The organism is Sphingobium aquiterrae, from assembly GCF_037154135.1.
Classification (GTDB): Bacteria; Pseudomonadota; Alphaproteobacteria; order Sphingomonadales; family Sphingomonadaceae; genus Sphingobium; species Sphingobium aquiterrae.
In genome coordinates, this window is the sequence record NZ_JBANFL010000010.1 from 103,114 (window position 1) to 122,941 (window position 19,828).

17 protein-coding genes are annotated in these 19,828 nt (G+C 62.9%); 9 read left to right on the forward strand and 8 right to left on the reverse strand.

All coding sequences use genetic code 11. The features are described from left to right. The first annotated feature begins 58 nt into the window (after positions 1-58). From WFP78_RS12435 to WFP78_RS12470, 8 genes are all read left to right on the forward strand, one after another. The gene (locus tag WFP78_RS12435; protein WP_336962580.1) at positions 59-1,411 is read left to right on the forward strand and encodes an LLM class flavin-dependent oxidoreductase; all 1,353 of its coding nucleotides are present in this window, start codon (positions 59-61) and stop codon (positions 1,409-1,411) included. Beyond that, complete coding sequence (locus WFP78_RS12440) at positions 1,408-1,779, forward strand: FAD-dependent oxidoreductase (protein WP_336962583.1); 372 nt, start codon at positions 1,408-1,410, stop codon at positions 1,777-1,779. The genes WFP78_RS12435 and WFP78_RS12440 overlap by 4 nt, the downstream gene beginning before the upstream one ends. Positions 1,780-1,996: 217 nt before the next feature. After that, complete coding sequence (locus WFP78_RS12445) at positions 1,997-2,266, forward strand: hypothetical protein (protein ID WP_336962585.1); 270 nt, start codon at positions 1,997-1,999, stop codon at positions 2,264-2,266. Positions 2,267-2,276: 10 nt separating this feature from the next. Next, complete coding sequence (locus WFP78_RS12450; RefSeq protein ID WP_336962587.1) at positions 2,277-2,870, forward strand: sigma-70 family RNA polymerase sigma factor; 594 nt, start codon at positions 2,277-2,279, stop codon at positions 2,868-2,870. A 256-nt stretch (positions 2,871-3,126) separates the two neighbouring features. Further along, positions 3,127-4,188: an oxidoreductase gene (locus WFP78_RS12455; RefSeq protein WP_336962590.1), complete on the forward strand. Its 1,062-nt coding sequence runs from the start codon at positions 3,127-3,129 to the stop codon at positions 4,186-4,188. A gap of 69 nt (positions 4,189-4,257) precedes the next feature. Next, on the forward strand, positions 4,258-5,580 hold the full coding sequence (gene fucP, locus WFP78_RS12460; RefSeq protein ID WP_336962593.1) for an L-fucose:H+ symporter permease: 1,323 nt from the start codon (positions 4,258-4,260) through the stop codon (positions 5,578-5,580). A 49-nt stretch (positions 5,581-5,629) separates the two neighbouring features. After that, positions 5,630-6,043: a VOC family protein gene (locus tag WFP78_RS12465; protein WP_336962595.1), complete on the forward strand. Its 414-nt coding sequence runs from the start codon at positions 5,630-5,632 to the stop codon at positions 6,041-6,043. Between the two features lie 33 nt (positions 6,044-6,076). After that, on the forward strand, positions 6,077-6,235 hold the full coding sequence (locus WFP78_RS12470; protein WP_336962598.1) for a hypothetical protein: 159 nt from the start codon (positions 6,077-6,079) through the stop codon (positions 6,233-6,235). Between the two features lie 81 nt (positions 6,236-6,316). On the opposite strand, the gene WFP78_RS12475 is transcribed toward WFP78_RS12470, so the two are convergent. The 8 genes from WFP78_RS12475 to WFP78_RS12505 all read right to left on the reverse strand — a co-directional run bounded on the left by WFP78_RS12475 (position 6,317) and on the right by WFP78_RS12505 (position 18,055). Then, a complete protein-coding gene (locus WFP78_RS12475) occupies positions 6,317-7,723 on the reverse strand; it encodes a multicopper oxidase family protein (RefSeq protein ID WP_336962601.1) in 1,407 nt (468 codons plus the stop codon). Then, positions 7,720-9,666 carry an NAD(P)/FAD-dependent oxidoreductase gene (locus WFP78_RS12480; RefSeq protein ID WP_336962603.1) on the reverse strand — a complete coding sequence of 649 codons (1,947 nt, stop codon included), beginning with the start codon at positions 9,664-9,666 and terminating at the stop codon, positions 7,720-7,722. The genes WFP78_RS12475 and WFP78_RS12480 overlap by 4 nt, the downstream gene beginning before the upstream one ends. A gap of 2 nt (positions 9,667-9,668) precedes the next feature. Continuing rightward, entirely contained in the window at positions 9,669-12,284 is a 2,616-nt protein-coding gene (locus WFP78_RS12485) for a TonB-dependent receptor plug domain-containing protein (RefSeq protein ID WP_336962606.1), read from the reverse strand. A 139-nt stretch (positions 12,285-12,423) separates the two neighbouring features. Further along, a complete protein-coding gene (locus tag WFP78_RS12490; protein ID WP_336962609.1) occupies positions 12,424-13,428 on the reverse strand; it encodes a FecR family protein in 1,005 nt (334 codons plus the stop codon). Further along, positions 13,409-13,651, reverse strand: coding sequence for an RNA polymerase sigma factor (locus WFP78_RS23430; RefSeq protein WP_419722960.1), 243 nt, complete (start codon positions 13,649-13,651; stop codon positions 13,409-13,411). The genes WFP78_RS12490 and WFP78_RS23430 overlap by 20 nt, the downstream gene beginning before the upstream one ends. Beyond that, positions 13,605-13,937, reverse strand: a complete 333-nt coding sequence (locus tag WFP78_RS12495) for a hypothetical protein (RefSeq protein WP_336962611.1) — start codon at positions 13,935-13,937, stop codon at positions 13,605-13,607. Before WFP78_RS12495 ends, WFP78_RS23430 begins: the two co-directional genes overlap by 47 nt. A gap of 246 nt (positions 13,938-14,183) precedes the next feature. Next, positions 14,184-14,978 (reverse strand): 2-(1,2-epoxy-1,2-dihydrophenyl)acetyl-CoA isomerase PaaG, encoded by a 795-nt coding sequence (gene paaG, locus WFP78_RS12500; protein WP_336962613.1) that lies wholly within the window; start codon positions 14,976-14,978, stop codon positions 14,184-14,186. A gap of 104 nt (positions 14,979-15,082) precedes the next feature. Beyond that, the gene (locus WFP78_RS12505; RefSeq protein ID WP_336962615.1) at positions 15,083-18,055 is read right to left on the reverse strand and encodes a TonB-dependent receptor domain-containing protein; all 2,973 of its coding nucleotides are present in this window, start codon (positions 18,053-18,055) and stop codon (positions 15,083-15,085) included. Between the two features lie 438 nt (positions 18,056-18,493). On the opposite strand from WFP78_RS12505, the gene WFP78_RS12510 reads away from it, so the two are divergent. Continuing rightward, a complete protein-coding gene (locus tag WFP78_RS12510) occupies positions 18,494-19,828 on the forward strand; it encodes an MFS transporter (RefSeq protein ID WP_336962617.1) in 1,335 nt (444 codons plus the stop codon).

Here is a 19,828-nt window from a genome sequence, read left to right on the forward strand (position 1 = left end):
ATTCGTTCGTCGCCAACCATCCTAGGACTTGCGCATCGATCGCAGGAGGATGAACATCATGACCGAGCACACCGGACGACAATTGCATCTGGGCGCCATATTGGAAGGTGTCGGCGCCGATCATGCCTCGTGGCTCGATCCCGATCTTCCCGGCGATGCGAGCATCGACATCGACTGGTATGTGGAGAATGCCCGCCTCGCCGAAGCGGCGAAGTTCGACCTCGTCTTCATCGTCGATTCCCCTTTCATCACGCCCGACACGGCGCCCCATTTCCTCAACCGGCTGGAGCCCCTGACGCTGCTGTCGGCGATCGCGGCGTCCACGTCCCGCATCGGCCTGGTCGGCACGCTCACGACATCCTATTGGGAACCCTATAATGTCGCACGGCAGTTCGGTTCGCTCGATCATATCAGCCATGGCCGGGCCGGGTGGAATGTCGTGACGACCGGCCTGGAGGGCGCGGCGCGCAACTATGGGCGAGAGGAGCATTTCGACCACAAGGTCCGCTATGCGCGCGCACGCGAATTCGTCGACGTGGTCCAAGGGCTGTGGGACAGCTATGAGGACGACGCCTTCCCGCGGGACCGGGCGTCCGGGACATTCCTCGACAAGGGCAGGCAGCACCGGCTCGACCACAGGGGCGCGCATTTCTCCGTCGCCGGGCCGCTGGCACTCAGTCGATCGCGGCAGGGCCAGCCGGTCATCTTCCAGGCAGGCGACAGCGGCGAAGGGCGCAACCTTGGCGCCGCGATTGCCGAGGGGACCTTCACCAGCGCCCAGGATTTCGAGACCGGCCGCGCTTATTATGCCGATCTGAAGGCGCGCGCCGCGGCCCAGGGCCGCAATCCCGACGCGATCAAGGTCTTGCCGGGCCTGTCGCCGATCATCGCCGACACGGATGAGGAGGCCCGGGCGATCGCCGCCAAGGCGCAGCAGGCGCTGGATGTCGGGAAGCTGCTGGTGCAGGTCGGCCGTGCCTTCAACTATCACGACTTTTCCCAATATAACCTCGACGCCCCCTTCCCCGACCTCAGCGGCGTGACGCTCAACAGCTACAAGGGCCACGCCGAAAGCATCATCCGCATCGCACGCGAGGAAGGGCTGACATTGCGCCAGGCGGCCTATCGCTTCGGCCAGTGGCGTTCGGACTTCGTCGGATCGCCCGCCACCATCGCCGACGAGATCGAGCGCTGGTTCAACGGGCGGGCCGCGGACGGCTTCCTGCTCCGCGTGACGCGCCCGCGCGACTTCGCCCTGTTCCGCGAGCGGGTCGTCCCGATCCTGCAGGAGCGCGGCCTGTTCCGCGGAGACTACAGCCACGACACGCTGCGCGGGCATCTGGGCCTGCCAATCCCCGAGAATCGCCACAGCCGGGCCCGGCTGGAACCCCAGGCGATCGCCGCCGAATGAGCGATCCCGACGTGCTGGAACTGACCGCCGACGTGCTCATCGGCGGCGGCGGCATGGCCGCGTGCTGGGCGGGCATCACGGCGGCCCGCGCCGGTGCGCAGGTGGTGCTGGTCGACAAGGGGTTCGTCGGCACCAGCGGCGTCACCGCGACAGGCGGGCCCAATCACTGGTGGGTGCGACATAAATGGCTTCGGACCCGGCTTCGCCCGTGGATGTGGCGGCGTCGGGGCACCTTGGTCGCCTCCGCCACGATTATGGCTGGGACCGCCAGCCCGAACCGCACGAACCGGGCCATCTCCATCACTTCTGGCGATTGGGGCCCCTGCTGCGCGAAGGCGCCGAGATGGCGGCGCAACGCTATGCCATGACCTGGCAAAGTGCCTCCCGTCATGATGGGCGTTCGGATTGTCCTGGTGCCGATCGAGGGAGTGACGGCGCGGCGTCTGACGCCATCGACGGGTGACGGCCCACCTGCCCCGCTTCGGCCGCAACCGACCCTTGCGGCCATTCAGGCGGTTGAACGGCTGCTCCAATGCCACCGTCCCTACCACGCTCGCTCCGGCGCGGCGGCACAGGGCCGGAATATTGGCGTTCAGTTCCTTCGGCCAGGCTTGGCGCATCTTCTGCCTCGACGCCGAGATACTCTATGGCGCTTCCGATCTTCATAGGCCCACGCAGGATTTGGACGGCGCGCAGGTCCCCACGCTGCAATCGCCGGAGCAATCCGTGCTCTATGCCGGAGTGCGGCCAACCGACCAGCAGATCGACGAAGCCGAACATTACGCCTTCGTCGCATTGACGCGCGGCGGCGGGCACTGCATCTTCGGAAATCCAAGCGATGCCTTGGCACCTTGATGGCTGGGTTATGAAGATCAACGCACGTTTACGCGCCGCATGGCTGGCGGAACATATTCTGCCCCACGAACAATGGATTCGGCGGCAACTCCGCCCCGGTGGCGTGCTTGGCTACGAGGTCGACGACATCGTGCAGGAAGCCTATGCCCGGATCATCATGCTGGACAGCATCGACCATATCGACAATCCGCGCGCCTATTTTCTTCAGGTCGCGCGGAGCCTGATACTGCAATATAGCCGGCGCTCCCGGGTCGTGCCGATCGATCTCGTCGCCGACATGGGTTCCCTCGATTCCGCCGCGAATGGACCGCTGCCCGATCAGCAAGTGCATGGGCGGCAGGAACTGCAACGACTGATGCAGGCGATCGCTGCGTTGCCGCCGCGCTGCCAGGAAGTGTATCGATTACGCAAGATCGAAGGTCTTACGCAGCGGCAAGTCGCTGAAAAGCTGATGATGAGCGAAAGCAATGTCGAAAAACATCTTGGTCGCGGCGTTGAGAAAATGATGGGGCTTTTTGCCTATGGCGAACGGCCGGCACACACCCCGGCCCAGGACCCGAATGTGAACGGCGGGACACAGAGCAGTTCAGCGCGCCGGCGCTGACGGTCGGGAAACCGGGCGCGGGATTAGTTCCACGAGAATTTCTCCGTAAAATATTTCACGCGGATATGTGGATCGCCCACATGCCGTGCATCCTCCTCCATACGGCATGAAATGCGGCAATCGCGGGCGCCGGCAAGGGGGAAACGATGTCCAGTTCCTGTCTGGACTTTCGGCGTCCGGGGATCGCTGCGGCATTCCGGCTGACGCCCTGCACCTTGTCCGCCCCGGTTCCTGCACAAATCGATGAGGAACAGGCGTGATCAGAGTTGGAATCATTGGATATGGATTTGTCACCAAGACGTTCCACCTTCCCCTGATCGGCGCGACCGACGGCATTGCCGTCACGGCCATTTCCTCCTCGCGTCCCGATTGCGTGAAGGCGGATCATCCCGGCACCAAAGTGTTCGAAAATCATGACGCGCTGGTCTCAAGCGAGGAGGTAGACGTGGTGATCGTCGCGTCTCCCAACGACAGTCACGGACACTGGGCCCGCGCCGCGCTGAAGGCTGGCAAGCATGTCGTCGTCGAGAAACCCTTCGCCCTGAGCCTGACCGAAGCGCGGGAACTGATTGCCGCGTCCGAGGCCGCCGGACGGATGATCACTGTTTTCCAGAATCGCCGCTGGGACAGCGATTTTCTGAGCGTAAAGGGGGCCATCGACAGTGGCGCACTCGGCCGGGTCGTTCATTTCGAATCCCATTTCGATCGTTTCCAGATCGCCGGCCAGGACCGCTGGTGGGAAAAAAAGGGCCCCGGATCGGGCATATGGTATGATCTCGCCCCGCATCTGGTCGATCAGGCGCTGCAGCTGTTCGGGTGCCCCGACGCGGTCGAAGCCAATCTCTGCGTCATGCGCGACGGGTCGGATGTCGATGACTGGGCACATGCCATCCTCCATTATCCGCGGTGCCGCGTGATCCTGCATGCCAGCGTATTGGTATCGGGCGGCTCACCGCGCTTCATCGTTCATGGCGATGGCGGCAGCCTCGTCAAGCAGCGGCTGGACGACCAGGAAAACCAGCTTCTGGCAGGCGTCGTGCCCGGTTCGGAAGCATGGGGCGTGGACCAGGACGAACTGCGCCTTTGGGATGCGCATGGCCAGGAGCGGCGCATGGCAGCCCAACACGGCGACCAGCGCGGCTTCTATCGCGCGCTCGTGCAATCGATCGCGGATGGAGCGCCCGCGCCGGTCCGGCCACATGAAGCGCTCACGGTGATGGCGGTCATCGAAGCCGGAATGCAATCCGCCGCCGAAAACCGGGCCGTGCCGCTCGCGCTCAGCGATGCCGAACGGCGGGCCTGGGGCGACCGCAGCTGACCCCTGCGGCGTTCGCATCAGGACCATCAACCAGAACATAAGGCCGACCAAAGGGCCGCAGGAGAGACGATGACCAACGCTGCCCCCCTCGATCGCGCGACGCTCAACGACCATCCCCCGAGGCTCGTCGAGCGTCGCCACCTTTTCCCCTTCCTGCTGGTGGCCAGCCTGTTCATGACATGGACGCTGGCGGCATCGCTCAACGATGTGTTGATCCGCCACTTCCAGCGCGCGCTGGATATTTCGCGCACGCAATCGAGCCTGATCCAGTTCGCCTTCTATATCGGCTATTTCTGTGCCGCGATCCCGGCCGGCCTGATCATACGCCGCCTTGGTTTCAAGGCCGGCCTGCTGACGGGCCTGTTGCTTTATGCCGCAGGCGCGCTCCTCTTCTATCCGGCGGCGGCGATCCGGGAATATGGGGCCTTCCTCGGCGCGCTGTATCTGATCGCCTTCGGCCTCGCCTTCCTCGAAACCAGCGCCAACCCCTATGTGGCGATCCTCGGCCCGAGTGCGACAGGCCCTGCCCGGCTGATCTTGGCGCAGGGTTTCGCAGGGATCGGCGCGATCGCAGGCCCCGCGATCGGCGGTCTTTTCATCATGTCGGGCATCGAACGTTCGCCGGCCGAACTCAAGGCGATGCCCGCCGCCGCACTGGATGCCTATCGTTCGGCCGAAGCGGCTGCCGTGCAGATGCCCTATGTCATCCTGGGCTGCGCCATCCTGTTTCTGGTGCTGCTGGTCGCGTTGACCCGTTTCCCGGATATCGAGAGGACCGGCGAAGGGCCGGCGGATCATCGCGGATCGATCCTGCGCGTGCTGCGCCATGCCCGGCTGCGCTGGGCAGTGGTCGCGCAATTCTTCTACGTTGGCGCTCAGGTCGGCATCTGGAGCTTCTTCATCGATTTCACCAAGGACGCCCTGCCCGCATTGCCCGAAAGGCAGGTCGCTTTCCTTCTGTCGGGCAGCATCGCGATGCTGATGATCGGCCGATTCGCGGGCGCCCTGATCCAGCGTTTCGTCCGTCCTGCGCGTTTGCTCGGCCTGTTCGCCGCGACGAACATCCTGCTGTGCCTGATCGCCGCCACGACGAACGGCATGGTCGCGGTCGGCGCGCTCTGGCTGACCAGCCTCTTCATGTCCATCATGTTCCCCAGCATCTTCGCGCTGGGTGTCGAGGGGCTGGGCGACGAGACGGAGATGGGGTCCTCTCTTCTGGTCATGGCGATCGTCGGCGGCGCGTTCATCCCCCCGGCGATGGGCCTGATCGCGGAAGTGGCCGGCGGACTTCACCCGGCAATGGTCGTGCCGGCCATCTGCTTTGCCGTTTGCATGGGCTTCGCGCTCGCCCTTCCGGCCAGCCCGCACCGCGCAACCCGACTCGACGCCTGACCCGGACGCTTAAACGCTTTCCCACCCCTTCGATTCATACAGGAACAGCATGCATTATATTCATTCGATGATCCGCACCCTCGATCTTGACGCCACTATGGACTTCTTCAAGCTCCTTGGCTTCTGCGAGACCCGCACGATCGAAAGTCAGGAGGGGCGCTATACGCTGGTCTTCATGGCCCCGCCCGGCGAGGCGCTGGAAATCGAGATCACGTTCAACTGGGACCAGACCGACACCTATGGGTCGGGCCGCGCCTTTGGCCATCTCGCCTATATGGTCGACGACATCTATGCGCTCTGTCAGAAGCTCGTCGACGCTGGCGTGACGATCAACCGCCCTCCACGCGACGGCAAGATGGCTTTCATCCGCACACCCGATGGCGTCAGTCTCGAACTGGTGCAGGATGGCCAGCTGGAACCCGCAGAGCCGTGGTTGTCGATGAGCAATATCGGCAGCTGGTAAGGCGTCCGGCAGGGTGCATCCATTGGCTCTGGCATGCGCCGGACTCCGATGGAGCACCCTGCCGACCGGCTATGCGGCCAGCTTCGCCATAATGACGTGCCCGCCATCGAACTGACCGCCGGCAGCGTCGGTCATCGCGACGTCCTGCATGACGCTGCCGCTTCGCTCCGGCTTACCCCATCCGGCCCGTAGAGTGCGGGGACGAAGGGATCGCATCAAGATGAGATGCCGAAGCGACTCCGGACGCATCCGTTTCCGGACGACGGCCTATCGTCAGACATAGTCCACCATCTGCATCAGGCCGGCGTCCATATGCACCTGCTGATGGCAGTGGAACAGGGATGGTCCCTTATTGTCCGCGGTCCAGTCGACGTCGAGCGAGCCATAGACGGGCAGCATGACGGTATCTTTTATCAGGCCGCTGGTGGGCACGCCCGAAATGGCGGTGATTTCAAAGCTGTGGCGATGGAAATGCACCGGATGCGCCTCACGCGTCGCATTCATCAGCCTGAACCGATAGCGCCCGCCCTCACGCACCTTGATCGTGGGGGTATCGGGAAAGCTGAGGCCGTTGATCCGCCACAGGTCCATGCCGTTCATATGGGGTGGCGGCGTGAAATCCTTGCTGAGCACGAGGGGAAAGATGTCGTCCACCGGAGCGGGCGTCGCCGCCACGGCGTCTGCGAACAACCGGTAGGTCCAGTCGAAGCGCTCCGGCTCCCGCCAGGTCGGCGTACCGCATTGACTGGCATATTCGACGACCTGCATCAGCCCCGCGGATCGCTCGACCGGATCGACCGAGCCGAGTTGCCAGATGCCTGGATTGTTCATCTCGACCACGGCATCGATGCGTTCGGCGACACCCAATTCGAGAACGCGTACCGATGTCGGCCGGGGCACTGCCGTCCCGTCCAGCGCGACGACCGTGAAATGATGACCGGGCAAGGCGATGCGCGTGTTCTGCGTCGCGCTGGCATTGAGGAAGCGGAACATGACGCGCTGCCCCTGCCGGACCCGTATGGGCGCGGCGGCGACGGGCAACAGGCCGTTGAAGGTCGCATGGGCATAATCGACCATCATATTGCCGACCGGACGCCCCATCTGATGGAAACGGCCGTTCCAGTGATGGACCGCCATGAAATGTTCCTGGTCGTAGTCGCCCGGATCGCTGCCGTCGTCCACGCATAGAAAGCCGAACTGGCCCGAATAGCCGCCACGGTCGAGGTTGGTATGGGCCATCATATGGGTGTGATACCAATGCGTGCCCGCGGGGCGTGGGACGAACGCATAGTCGCCGACGGTCCCGGCCTTCAGGACAGGGCTTCCCTCTTCCTCCGCGCCATCCATCCGGCTGGAGACATGCAGGCCATGCCAATGGACCAGTTCATCTTCGCCCGAACGGTTATACACGCGGACCCGCACCTCCTGCCCTGCACGCATGCGCAGCAACGGACCCGGCACAGTGCCGCCATAGGTGGTGGTCGGCACCGTCACGCCGCCACCCAGATCCAGATTGGTACGCTCGATCGACAATTTGATCGGATCTTTGGGAAAGAGCAGGTTCCGGCTGCCACGCGGCGTCGCCGCGCCAAGTAGCGGAATGGCCGAGGCGACCAGCGCCTGCGCCATGAAGGAACGGCGGGCCATAAGCGGCATGGATGGGCGGCCTGGCAGCTTCATGCCGGGTGATCCTTCAATTCGTCGACGGCGCGGGATGCCATGCTGATCGCCAGGGCCGTCGTATCGGTGCCACCCGCATCCGTATTCGCGATGGTGATGCGGCCGAAGCGCTTGCGCGCGCGCAGATGGGGCGGCTCACCGCCATGTTTCAGGAAATCGTCGTAAAGCGGCGAATACCAGTAGGAATAGCCATGCCCCCAGCGATTGACCGTGATCCCCAATATGTCCTTCGCCGCGTCGAACCCGTAGGGGCCAAGCGTCGCCTGCAGCTGTTTGCGGGCTTCGCGTTCATAGGTCTCGAAACTGGTTTCATACATTTCGATACGGCCAAGCCGGAACTGATCCTTGATCGGCAGGCCCGGGGCGCCATAACCGCGCAGCATGGACAATTTGGTCGGCTGGTCCGGCGTCTGCGAGTGGCGATGATCGCCGACCGAAACGGGGAATTCAAGCGCGAGCGAGGCATAATAACCCTTGGGCGCGTTGATGAGACAGGCCCCCGCCTTTTTGAAGGCCGCCCAGTTGCGCAACCAGACATTGACCCAGAGATTGGGGACATGGACATTGTAATGGAGCGCCTCGCGCTGTTCCAGCGGCATCTCCGGGCAGATATAGGGAATGACGTGGAACCAGCAGGCCAGGACACATCGCCTGGCCGACACCCGATGAACCTTGTTGTCGATCATATAGGTGACGTCGACCCCGGCATCATCATCGCCATCGCCGCCGCGCTGCACATTGCGCACATTGATCACGGTCGAATTCAAGCGGATGCGCGCGCTGTTCGTGGCCCGGTCCAGTATGCTGTAGTCGACCCGCTGGGTCATCGAATCCGCGACCGTGCTGCCGGGCAGCGATCCGGGCACGAGCTTGCGCACCAGCAACCGGGCAATCGTCGCATTCCCCTCCGGGAAATGATAGCGCGCGGCGCGTTCCCGTCGCGGCGGCAGATTCATGCCGTCCAGCCCGGGCAGGCCCCGCATGTAACCGGACAGCGCCGTCGTCGCATCCAGCCCGCGCCCACTGCCGAACACGCGGTCCCGCAAATAGGTGACCACCATCGGATCGCATTTCGCGACGCCCGTCACGAAATCGGCATAGTTCATATAGGTGAGCCGCTCGACCTTCTGCTCCACCGACAGGCCGGGCATGTAGTCGACCCTGTCATGATAGAGGCGATAGATGTCCGCCCGCACCGCCTTCGACAGCGGCGCATCCTGCATGAACTGCGCCCAGCGCGCTTCCGCATCTGGCGGCTCGGTCGGGCTGTAGAGAAAGGTGAAATCGGTCCAGGGCGCCGGATCTTTCAACAGCCGATCTACGCCGAATGTCTCATGATCGAAAAATACGCTCTGGCCCATGTCCTCGCGGAAATAGAAACCGGTATCGACATTATCCCGGGCGAGTTTCGCAACGTCGATACCCAGATCGGCGAACAGTTCGCGCTCCGAATCGGTGCCGGGTTCGTAGATATTGAAACTGCCGGCATTGGACAGGCGCGTATCCTTGCCGACCGTGAATTCATTGCGCTTGGCATGCCCGCCGAAATCGTCGTGATTGTCGAGGACGAGGACCTTCTTGTCCTTGCCCCAGCGCTTCTGGAAGAAATAGGCGGCCGCCAGTCCGCTGATGCCGCCGCCCACGACCACCAGATCATAGGCGTCGGGATCGGCGGACGGATGCGGCAGCGCGTCCATCAGCCATCCCTCGCGAAGCGCATGGCCGTTCAGATAGGCCCTCGGCATGCCGCTGCCGCGCATGCCCGTAAGAGCGGGAGGATAGCCGGGGTCATCGGCATCGGCGTCGACCCCGGCCAGAGGCAGGGCGCGGGGGGGCGATCGCATCTGGCCATCGACCATGTCGACCCTGGGGATGTCGCGATCCATCCCCAGTGTCTTGCCCATATGCGCGGCATGCGCATCCCCGCCGGCTTGCATCGTCATGCTCAGAAATTGAGCTTGAGCGACATATAGTAATAGCCGCCATTTATGCCCATTTGCTGCATGCCGGAGTCGTAGAGCGTAACGCCCGCGAACCTGGTATTCAGCGGCACGATGCTCGGCCGTTCGTCAAACAAATTGGTCGCACCGACCGAGAGCTTGGCGCTGGGCAGGATTTTGTAGCTGGCCTCCACATTGGTCTGCCACTTGGCCGCATTGTGCATGTCGTAGAACACCGTGGTCGAATAGGCATCCGTACCGGTTACATATTGCCTGACCGTATTGACCTTGCCCCAGCGCAGTTCATGCAGATCCAGTTCGACCTTGCCCGCCGTCAGATGCCCGCCGACGATGAACTTGTTGCGCGGGAAATAGGTCGAAAGATAGGCGATCCCCTGACGGGTCAGCAGCCTGTTGCCATTCAGGTCGATGCCGACCCGCTGAACGATGGTCTTGTTGAAGTTGGCCGATGCATCCCAGTCGACCGTGAAGTCCTCGAATTTCGTGCGATAATTGGCTACGATGTCGACGCACCGCGTCCGCGTGTCGGCGCCGTTGGAGAAATATTGCGCCGACACGGCGGAAGGAAGTACGCCGGGGTCGACCTGGATACCCTGCGCATTCAGCGCATCGATCGCGATCTGCCCCGTATAGGCGCCGCCCTTGACGATCCGGTCCTTGATCGTGATCTGATAGGCGTCGATGCTGATGGTCATGCGCGGCGCCGGGCGCAGGACGATACCCGCGGAATAGTTGGTCGACTTTTCCGGCTTGAGTTGCTGCGCGCCCAGGATGCGCGCGGCGATCGAGTTGACGGCCATGACGCCCGACGCGCCATTGGGCGTCGTGCCCAGGCTCGTATAATATTGCTCCTGCATATTGGGCGCGCGGAAACCGTTGCTGATGGTGCCGCGAACCGCAACCGCCGGGCTGAAATCATAGCGTAGCGATGCCTTGCCGGTCAGCGTGTCGCCTGCGTCGCTATAATCCTCGTACCGGCCCGCAAGCGCGAGCTGGAGGCCGGGGACCAGCTTGGCCGACAGGTCGATATAGCCGGCCTTGATATTGCGCGATGCCCGAACATAGCTGGTGGGCTGCAGGCCGGACTGCCCTTGGGTGCCCGCGCCATAATAGGAACTGGGCTCGCCGGGATTCACGTCATATGTGTCGCGGCGATATTGCGCGCCCACGGCGAAGTTCAGCGGCTCGGCCAGGAACGGTATATCGATATAGCGCCGCAGCGAACCGTCGATGGTCAACTGCGAATTGGCATAGGACATCACGTTGAATTGCGTCGGCGTGCTGCCCGTGTCGCGATACAGGAACAGGTTGACGCTGTCGTAGAGATTGTAATCCGTATGATCCTCGCCATAGGTTGCGTTGAGATCCCAGTCCCATCCGGACAATTTGCCCTTCAGGCCGGCCGTCACGCTGAAATCATGCTCGGTCACCTGGCTGAGCGGGCTGAAACCGTTGGGGAATACCTGCGGGAGAACCGTCGGGATGCGGTAATTCTGGAACGAACCCGCCTTGCGATAGGCATAGCTCGAAAAGGAATAGAGCTGGACGGCGTCGGAAAGATCGTAGCCCGCATTGTAGGAAAGGGCGATACGATCCTGCTTGGCATTGCCGAAATAGCGGTTGAGCTTTTCGCCGACGCGAGTGTCGATACCGCCGCGGTTCGTATGATCCTGATGCCGATACTCCGCATTCAGGTTCAGAAAACCGCCCTCTCCCAGCTTCGTGCCCCAATTGACCGTCGAGGCGGAGGTGAAGCCGTCGCCTTCATAATACAGGCCGTTGTTGGTCGTGAGGTTGAGTCCGCTATCGTTGGTTTTCAGAATGATGTTGATGACGCCGGCAATCGCGTCGGAACCATAGATGGCCGCCGCGCCATCCAGCAGGACTTCGATATGATCGATGGCCGACGTCGGGATCAGGCCGATGTCGACCGGCGCCGTGCCGTCATCGGGTCCGGTCGCATCGGTGATGACCGATGTCGTGTGACGGCGCTTTCCGTTGATCAGGATGAGTGTGTGGTTGGAGGTCAGCGCACGCAGGCTGATCTTGTCCACCATGTTCGCATTGCCCGAGGTCACGCTCGACCGCGTGATGGAGGGCGACAATTGGGTGAGCGCATCACGCAGGTCGGCCTGGCCCGTTGCGGCCAGGCGATCACCGCCGATAACCGTCACCGGACTGACACTGGCGCTGGCCGTCTGATTGGGATCGCGGGTGCCGGTGACGATGATCGGTTCAGCCGTCGTTTCGTCCTGCGGCCCGGGCGAGGATGCGATCGACATCGGCACCGCATTGCCGGAGGTCTGCGCCATGGCAAAATTTACGCGCTGCGCCTGCACTTCCTGGCGCTTCACGAGATAGACACCATGATCGTCCACGGTCCAGCCAAGACCGGTGCCGCGCAGAAGGCGTCCCAGCGCATGCGGAACATCCATCGTGCCTTCGATCGACGTCGCCAGCCGCAAGCCTCCGGTCGATGGCGCCACGATCGAGACATTGGCCTGCCGCGCCAATTCGGCGATCGCGCTCGACATGCGCTGGGGCTGGACGCTGAAGCTACGCTGCTGCGCGAAGGCGGGCTGGCTTATCGCGATAGCCATCGCCGCGCCGGCATGAAGAAACGACCGAAGATGCATGTTCATTAGTCTGCCCCCTTTTCGCCACCCTGATCTTTTTCTCGGGTGGCCTGAAGGGGGGATGCGGCTCGCCAGCGCGATCCACACATTGACAGTAAAAAAATTATTCGGTTGTCGGCCGCGAAAGGGTCACGCCCTGGGCCGTGCGTACCGCCTTCAGTTCAAGCACATTGGCAACCGCCTCCGCGAAACCTACCGGATCTGCGGCAGGATAGCGGCCGGTAATCCGCATATTTTCGACTCCGGGAGCCAGCAGGATCGGTGTCGCGCTGTAACGCCGGAATTCCAGCGCGGCGCTGTGCAGGCTGGTTTCGTTAAAGGCCAATTGCGCATCCAGCCACGCCAGCGATTGGGCGAGGTCCGTGGCCGCGACCCGGCGTACCAGGGGGGCGGGAGACCCCTGCTTGTCCAATATCTCCGTATTGGCATCGGCAAAAATCTCCGCTGTGCCATCGGACAGGGCGGAACGCGCAAACTTGATGCGCCCCTCCTGCACCAGCACCTTGACGCCGTCGTCATACCCACGGACGGAGAAGGCCGTGCCGACCGCACGAACGCTGCTGCCATTGCTATATACGATGAACGGCCGCTTTTGATTCTTCATGACATTGAAAAAGGCTTCGCCGGCCAGCACGTTGATCTCGCGCAGCTCGGCACTATAGGCAACCGTCACTTCGCTCGCCGTGTTCAGCGTGAGTGTCGATCCATCCTCCAGCGGGATGACCCGTATCTCTCCATGAGCCGTGGCGTAACGCTGTGTCGGCACCGGCGCTTTCCGCAGGAACCATGCGCCGCCCATGATCGCGGCAACGCCCGCTGCGGCGCTACCGATCAGAAGCCTCCTTCGCGGGACGGCATGTTCGGCGGGCCATTTGTCCGCCCCCTGATCCATGTCCGGCGATGCGATATCCCCGGCCTGCGCATGGAGCGTTTCGACACGATGCAATACGGCCTTGGCCTTCCCATAGGCGCCAAGGTGACGTGCATCCTCCAGCAGCCAAGCATTCAGCTCATTCTCTTCGCCGATATCGAGCGGCCGCAACTCTTCGCGGGCCGCCCATAGCGCAGCAATCCGATCAATCTCGGCGCTATTTGCGGGTACGAACATGCTTCTGAACAGCCTCGTCTATCGATTGCGGCTTGGGCGCAGATCCATGCACGTCCCGGCCAAAAAGATCCATCAGCCCCTCCACCCCCCGACTGAGATGCTTCTCCATATTGCCCTCACTAATCGCAAGGCGATCAGCCACTTCGCGTTGTGAAAGCTCTTCGCGTTTTCGCAGCCTATATACTTGCTGGCAGCGCGGCGGAAGCGCGGAGATGGCCTCCATCCACAAATGCCGTTCCTTGGGCTGCTGCCGGTTTCGCGGACACCAAGACAGGCTGCTGTTTCCCGAAGTCGATGGCGCTGAGGCACCCCAAGGCCGGGTGTCGGTGCCCCGGATTGCAGAAGCGCGCGCGATGGTCGAACATATCGGTCTCGGCCCGGTTATGCGCGCGATAGACTTTTCTTCCGATGCGTTCGGTCTTGAGCAAGGAGGAGAAGCGCTCCAGCGCGGCATCGTCCCAGACGTCGCCCGAGCGGTGCATTGGGCAGGTGGCGCCGTTATCGGCCATCCGCCGCCGGGACTGCTCGCTGGTATAGGCAGCAGGGTCGTCCTTCAGCTTGCCCCGATGGACGGGCTCATCCGAGGATCGCCATGGGCGCTGTCCTCACCGCACGAATGAAGGCATCTCCCCGCGATACAGCCGACCGAACCTTGCGGTTGATCGATACGCCCCCGCACTCGGCGACCAATGCAGGTGCGACGATAGCCGGGCCGGCAGTCCACGCTCCATCGCGCACGACGCTGTCAAACCCGTTCAATGCCCCTGGAATTTTGCCGTGCGGCGATCCTTGAACGCCGACACGCCTTCCCGATAGTCCCGCGTTCGTCCCAGACGACGCTGGCCATCGCGTTCCACGACCAGTTGCTCAGCGAAGGATCGGGTCCATGCACCGCGAATGGCGTCGCGCGTCTCCATCAGCCCCTTTGTCGGTGCAGCCGCCACGTCGCGGACAAGCGCTTCGACCGCATCGTCGAAGGCGTCGTCGGGCACCGCCTTCCAGATCATGCCCCAGTTCGCGGCATCCCGCCCATTGACCGGCTCTCCCGTCATGGCAATCGCGAGCGCGCGCGGCTGGCCGACCAGATGAGGCAGCGTCCAGCTCCCGCCGCAATCCGGCATCAGCCCGATTTTCGCAAATGACTGGATAAACCGGGCACTCTCGCGCGCGATCACGATATCCGCGAGCAAGGCGATATTGGCCCCTGCCCCCGCGGCCACCCCATTTACGGCACTGACGAACGGAAAGGGCAGTGAAACAAGGCGCCTCACCAATGGATTATAGCGCGCTTCGAGACTTTCTCCGAGGTCGAGCGGTCCATCGCGCTCGACATTCCGTTCCGAAAGATCCTGGCCCGCGCAAAAAGCACGGCCATTCCCGGTCAGCAGCATCACGCGGATGTCATCGCGCTGCTGAAGGTCATCCAGGATTTCGTTCAGCCTGCGATGCATCGCAAGCGAAATGGCGTTGAGTTGCTCAGGGCGGTTGAACGTCACGCGGGCGATGCCACGATCCACCGCAAGCAGCACGCAGTCTTCGTCCTGTGGCATCCTCATCCCCTTCTCACCTGCGGCCACGAAAAAGCCGCCGACGCACCGCCGACGACTTTCCCGCCCCTTTTAAGGATGCATGCCCGCGCCGGGCGGGCAGCATGTCAGAACTTGAACCGCACGCCCGCCGTGAACGCGCGTCCGATAAAGTCATAGACGGCGATATTCGTGGGCAGGTTCACGCCCGGCACGGTGCCGGGGATGAGCGGCGGCTTCTTGTCGAACAGGTTGTTGACGTTGCCGAACAGTTCGAAATTGCCGTCCGAATGGGGAATGGTGAAGCGCACGGAAAGGTCGGTATACCATACCGGCTTCACATTCGGATTGACGAAGCGGATCGGCACCGCGCTCCCGGGAATGTCGAGACGCATCTTGCCGATATATTGTTCGGCCACGGTGATCCCCAACGGGCCATTGGTGTAGTCGACCGAGAAGTTGCCGCGCCAGCGGGGATAGCCGGCCGGGTTGCTGCTCACCACGCTGACACCGGCATAATGCGCAATCGGCGCGCCGGAATATTGCTGGCTGTCGAACTTGTCCAGATAGTTGGCGTAGAGGCGCAGACCCAGCGCACCGTTGCCGAGCGAGGTGCGATAGCTGGCATCGAAGTCGATGCCGGCCGTCTTCAGGAACGCGATGTTGGCCGGCACGATGCTGACCAGCGAAGGCAGGCTGTTGGGCGTCGTGCGGGTGATGAGCGAACATTCCGGCACGCCCGCCCCACCGGCATTGTAGCAGTTGGTGATGATCTGCTGCGCGGAAAGCGAGTCGATCAGGTTGCTGACCTTGATGCGATAATAGTCGATCGACAGCGAGAAGCCGGGCAGGAAGGACGGCGCGATCACGCCGCCGACCGTCAGCGTCTTGGCCGTCTCCGGCTTGAGGTTGGGATTGCCGCTGGTGATCGTGTTGACATTCTGGTTGAGGCCGCTGCCATAGCTGCCATCGGCGGTCTTGAGGTCGTTGACGATCCCGATGCCGCTCTGCGGACCGGCATAAAGCTCGAACAGGTTCGGCGCACGGATGTCGCGCGACAGCGTCGCACGCAGCATCAGGTCCGAAACCGGCTTCCAGGTCGCGCCGACCTTCCAAGTCTTGACCGTGCCCGACGTCGAATAGTCGGTGATGCGACCCGCGGCGTTGAGGCTCAGTTCCTGGAAGAAGGGCGTGTCCTTGAGCACCGGCACGGCGACCTCGGCATAGGCTTCCTTGACGTTCAGGCTGCCCTCGGCGGTGCCGACATTGGTGAGCCAGTAGAACAGCGCGCCGGAAGGCACGCCGCGAAGCCCGGCGAAATAGGCGGTGCGCTCCGCCGCCGTGTCCAGCAGCGCGGGCGCCGCATTGCTGGTGAGATCGAGCGACTGCTTGCGATATTCGCCGCCGATCGCGAAGTCGACGGGGCCTGCGGGCAGATCGAACAGGCTGCCGCTCACATTCGCGGCGAAACTGTCCTCCCGGATCGTGGCGCGATACCGCGATGTGCCGGTGGCATAGGCATAGCCGGCAGGCGTCGAGGCCGCGGGATTGCCGTGCAGTACGTCGAGCGGCTGGCAGCCGGCATATTGCGCGGCCACGGTGAGGTCGAGCAAGACGCGGCAGGTGATCTGGCCGTTGGCGGGATTTACCACGGCGTCGACGGCGGCATAGAGCTTCTTGTTATCGTAAAGGCCCGAATTCGCCATAGTATGCGCGGAATCGCCGTGCGAATAGCGCAACGACCAGTTCATCGTGCCCAGCTTGCCGTTGACGCCGGCATTGACCATCCAGTAATCGGTCCGCTCCTTGGCGACCGGCCCCGGCTGGCCGGCGGCGGTCTGGCCGACGACCAGATAGTCATTGGCCCCTGGCAGGGAAGCGCTCAACGCCGATGAAAGATAGGGATTGCCCTTGTAGATGGTGACCGCCTCCGACGGCGGCACAAGGGCATTCTGCTGCGTGATGTAGGTGAGGTCCGTGCGGGACCATCCGCCCTGGACAAAGGCCGTGATGTCGTCGGTCAGTTCGTAGCTGAGACGGCCGAACGTCTGATAGGTCTTCAGCGGCGCGACCGCATGGGTGTTGAAGGGAATGGCATAGCCGTCCCCCCCCGACTGGAAGCCGGTCGTGCCGACCGCCGTGCCGGTGTTGAACGGGCGGGTGGACCCGTCATTGTTGATGACCTGACCGATGAATGGATTTCCCGTTATGCTGGAACCGGTGATGCGACCGTTGGGGGCCAGCGCGGAAATCAGGATATTGCTGCCGATCGTGTAGGGATTGGCGGCCGTCCCGGGCGCGCCCAGCGCCGTGCTGGTCGAACCGACGAACGTGTAGTTGCGGGTGGCGGCCTCGCGATCGCTGCGCAGCATGCCCTCGTTGTTGGAATATTCGCCGCTCAGCAAAAGATGCCCGCGGCCGCCGGCGAACTCGGTGCCATAGGCAAGGCCGAGGCGCTGGTTGGCATTGTCGCCACGCGATGAAATGCCGGCCTGGGCAACCCCCTTGATACCGGTGAACTGCTTGTCGAGGATGAAGTTGACGACACCGGCGACAGCGTCCGACCCCCATTGCGCGGACGCACCGCCCGTCACCACGTCTACCCGCTGCATCAGCAGCTGCGGCAACACATTGGTATCTATGGTACCGACATATTCGGTCGGCGATACGCGCGCGCCGTCGAACAGGATGAGTGTGCGAAGCGGCCCTTTCGGGTTGGCGCTGGGCGTACCCAGGCCGCGCAGGTTGAGGACGTTGCCATGGATGGGCGAGTTGGAGAAGTTCAGCGCGGCCTTCGAGGGGCTCAGCGAGTTGGAAAATTGCGGCAGCTTGTTGAGTGCGTCAGGAATGCCGGACGGCGTCGTCTTGGCAAGATCCTCGGTCGTGGCGACCGTCACCGGCGTGGGAGCCGTGTAGCCATCGCGAACAATGCGCGAACCGGTGACGACGATATCCGCCGCGCTGGCGCCACCCGTCTCCTGCGGAGCCTTGTCGTCCGCCGATCCGGGGGCAGCCACCTGCGCCTGTTGCGCATAGGCCGGAGCTCCCAACGCGATCAGGCTGACACCGGCAATGAATGACGACGCAAAATACTTTGCCATGGCAAATCCTCTCCCTGGAATATGATTTTTCGGCCCTGATCTTACGAACGAACCATTATTATCCTTGCGTGCATTTTTATTACTCGCCGTTCCCCTGCCCTGTCAACAAAAATTGCACCCATGGGAAAAGTTTGGCGAGGATGGGCCATGACCGGCAGGCCATCCACGGCCACATCACGGGTGCAGGCACATCATAACAGCCTCCGCCATGGAACGGCACACGGATTATTATTGACCTATAGTGCAAAAATGTGCGTTAAGCCGTCCAAGGCCCGGTCGCGCAATCGGGCCAATACAAAAGCGGCCACCCCATGCAGATATCAAATCAAGGGCAGGCAGCGCTATTCATGGAGATGCCGGTGCGACGCCCAAAACAGATGCCCCTGCCGATTGGCGGCCATCCCGGCGCCAACCAACGCTGATCCGCGCGAGCCCATAATGACCGACATCCCCTCGCCTGCCGAGCCCTCACCGGCCGCAACCGCCTATCCTTCCCCTGTCGCGGGATGGTTGACGGTCTCGATCCTCTTCCTGCTCTACATCCTGTCGCTGACCGACAGGAACATCATGGCGCTGATGGTCGGCCCGATCAAAAAGGATCTGGGTCTTTCCGACCTTCAGATCAGCCTGCTTCAGGGCCCCGCCTTCGCCGTGCTCTTCTGCCTGTGCGCCATTCCGCTCGGCATGGCGCTGGACAGGTACAGCCGCCGCCTGGTGCTTTACCTGTCCGTCACGCTGTGGAGCATCGCCGCGGCATCATGCGGCATGGCGTCCAGCTTCGCGATGCTTGCTATCTCGCGGGCGGGTGTCGGCGCCGGCGAGTCGGGATTTGGCACAGGCAGCTATTCGATCGTGGGTGACAGCTTCCCCCCGCATCGCGTCTCGCTGGCCATGTCGGTGTTCATCATGGGTGGCGTCATGGGCGCGGGAATCGTGTTCCTGATCGGCGGTCCGATCGTCGCGGTCGCCATGAAGAGCGGCCCGGCCGTCTGGCCGATCCTGGGCGTCCTGCAACCTTGGCAACAGGTGTTCATTCTTACCGGCGCGCCGGGTATCCTGCTCGCCCTGCTCGTGTTCGTCTTCCGCGAGCCGCCCCGCCGCAAACATGCGGCGGCAGCGGCCGGCTATGGCGAAGCATGGGCGTTCATGAAAAAACACAAGCCGCTGTTCGCGGCCAACTTCATCGGCTTTGGCCTTGCCTATGCGACGACCATCGGCTTCCAGCTGTGGACGCCCAGCTTCCTGGCACGGGTGCATGGATGGGAGCCGGCGCGGATCGGCGTGGTGATCGGCATCGCGCAGATCGCGGCGGCCGCGATGATGCCGCTGCATGGTTCGATCGTGGACACGCTTTTCAAGCGCGGGCGCAAGGACGCCCACCTGCTCTGGTGCCTCTGCACCGTGCTGCTCTGCGCGCCCTTCGGCATCGCGGCCTTCCTGGTGAGCAATCCCTGGGCGACGGTGGTCTGTTACTGGGCGTTCATGACGCTCATCCTTTCCACCGCTAGCATGGGGCCGGCCACGGCGCAGGTGGTCACGCCGCAGCATCTGCGGGGCCGCGTTTCGGCGATCTATGTGCTTGCTACGGGACTCATCGCCATGGCCGGCGGGCCTGCCTTTGTCGGCCTTGTCACCGACAAGGTGCTGGGGGATGAGAAGCTGGTGGGCATGTCGCTCATCATCAGCGTGATCTGCGTGCTGTTGCCCGCCGCCCTGCTCTTCGCCCTTGGCCGCACCTCCATGCGTCGCGCTGTCGCCGCGAACGCCGCATAA

Coding starts and splice junctions, on each gene's coding strand:
- WFP78_RS12435 (WP_336962580.1), top strand. CDS start 59: ATGACCGAGCACACCGGACGACAATTGCATCTGGGCGCCATATTGGAA.
- WFP78_RS12440 (WP_336962583.1), top strand. CDS start 1,408: ATGAGCGATCCCGACGTGCTGGAACTGACCGCCGACGTGCTCATCGGC.
- WFP78_RS12450 (WP_336962587.1), top strand. CDS start 2,277: ATGAAGATCAACGCACGTTTACGCGCCGCATGGCTGGCGGAACATATT.
- fucP (WP_336962593.1), top strand. CDS start 4,258: ATGACCAACGCTGCCCCCCTCGATCGCGCGACGCTCAACGACCATCCC.
- WFP78_RS12465 (WP_336962595.1), top strand. CDS start 5,630: ATGCATTATATTCATTCGATGATCCGCACCCTCGATCTTGACGCCACT.
- WFP78_RS12470 (WP_336962598.1), top strand. CDS start 6,077: ATGCGCCGGACTCCGATGGAGCACCCTGCCGACCGGCTATGCGGCCAG.
- WFP78_RS12475 (WP_336962601.1), bottom strand. CDS start 7,723: ATGAAGCTGCCAGGCCGCCCATCCATGCCGCTTATGGCCCGCCGTTCC.
- WFP78_RS12480 (WP_336962603.1), bottom strand. CDS start 9,666: ATGACGATGCAAGCCGGCGGGGATGCGCATGCCGCGCATATGGGCAAG.
- WFP78_RS12485 (WP_336962606.1), bottom strand. CDS start 12,284: ATGGCTATCGCGATAAGCCAGCCCGCCTTCGCGCAGCAGCGTAGCTTC.
- WFP78_RS12490 (WP_336962609.1), bottom strand. CDS start 13,428: ATGTTCGTACCCGCAAATAGCGCCGAGATTGATCGGATTGCTGCGCTA.
- WFP78_RS23430 (WP_419722960.1), bottom strand. CDS start 13,651: ATGGAGGCCATCTCCGCGCTTCCGCCGCGCTGCCAGCAAGTATATAGG.
- WFP78_RS12495 (WP_336962611.1), bottom strand. CDS start 13,937: ATGGCCGATAACGGCGCCACCTGCCCAATGCACCGCTCGGGCGACGTC.
- paaG (WP_336962613.1), bottom strand. CDS start 14,978: ATGCCACAGGACGAAGACTGCGTGCTGCTTGCGGTGGATCGTGGCATC.
- WFP78_RS12505 (WP_336962615.1), bottom strand. CDS start 18,055: ATGGCAAAGTATTTTGCGTCGTCATTCATTGCCGGTGTCAGCCTGATC.
- WFP78_RS12510 (WP_336962617.1), top strand. CDS start 18,494: ATGACCGACATCCCCTCGCCTGCCGAGCCCTCACCGGCCGCAACCGCC.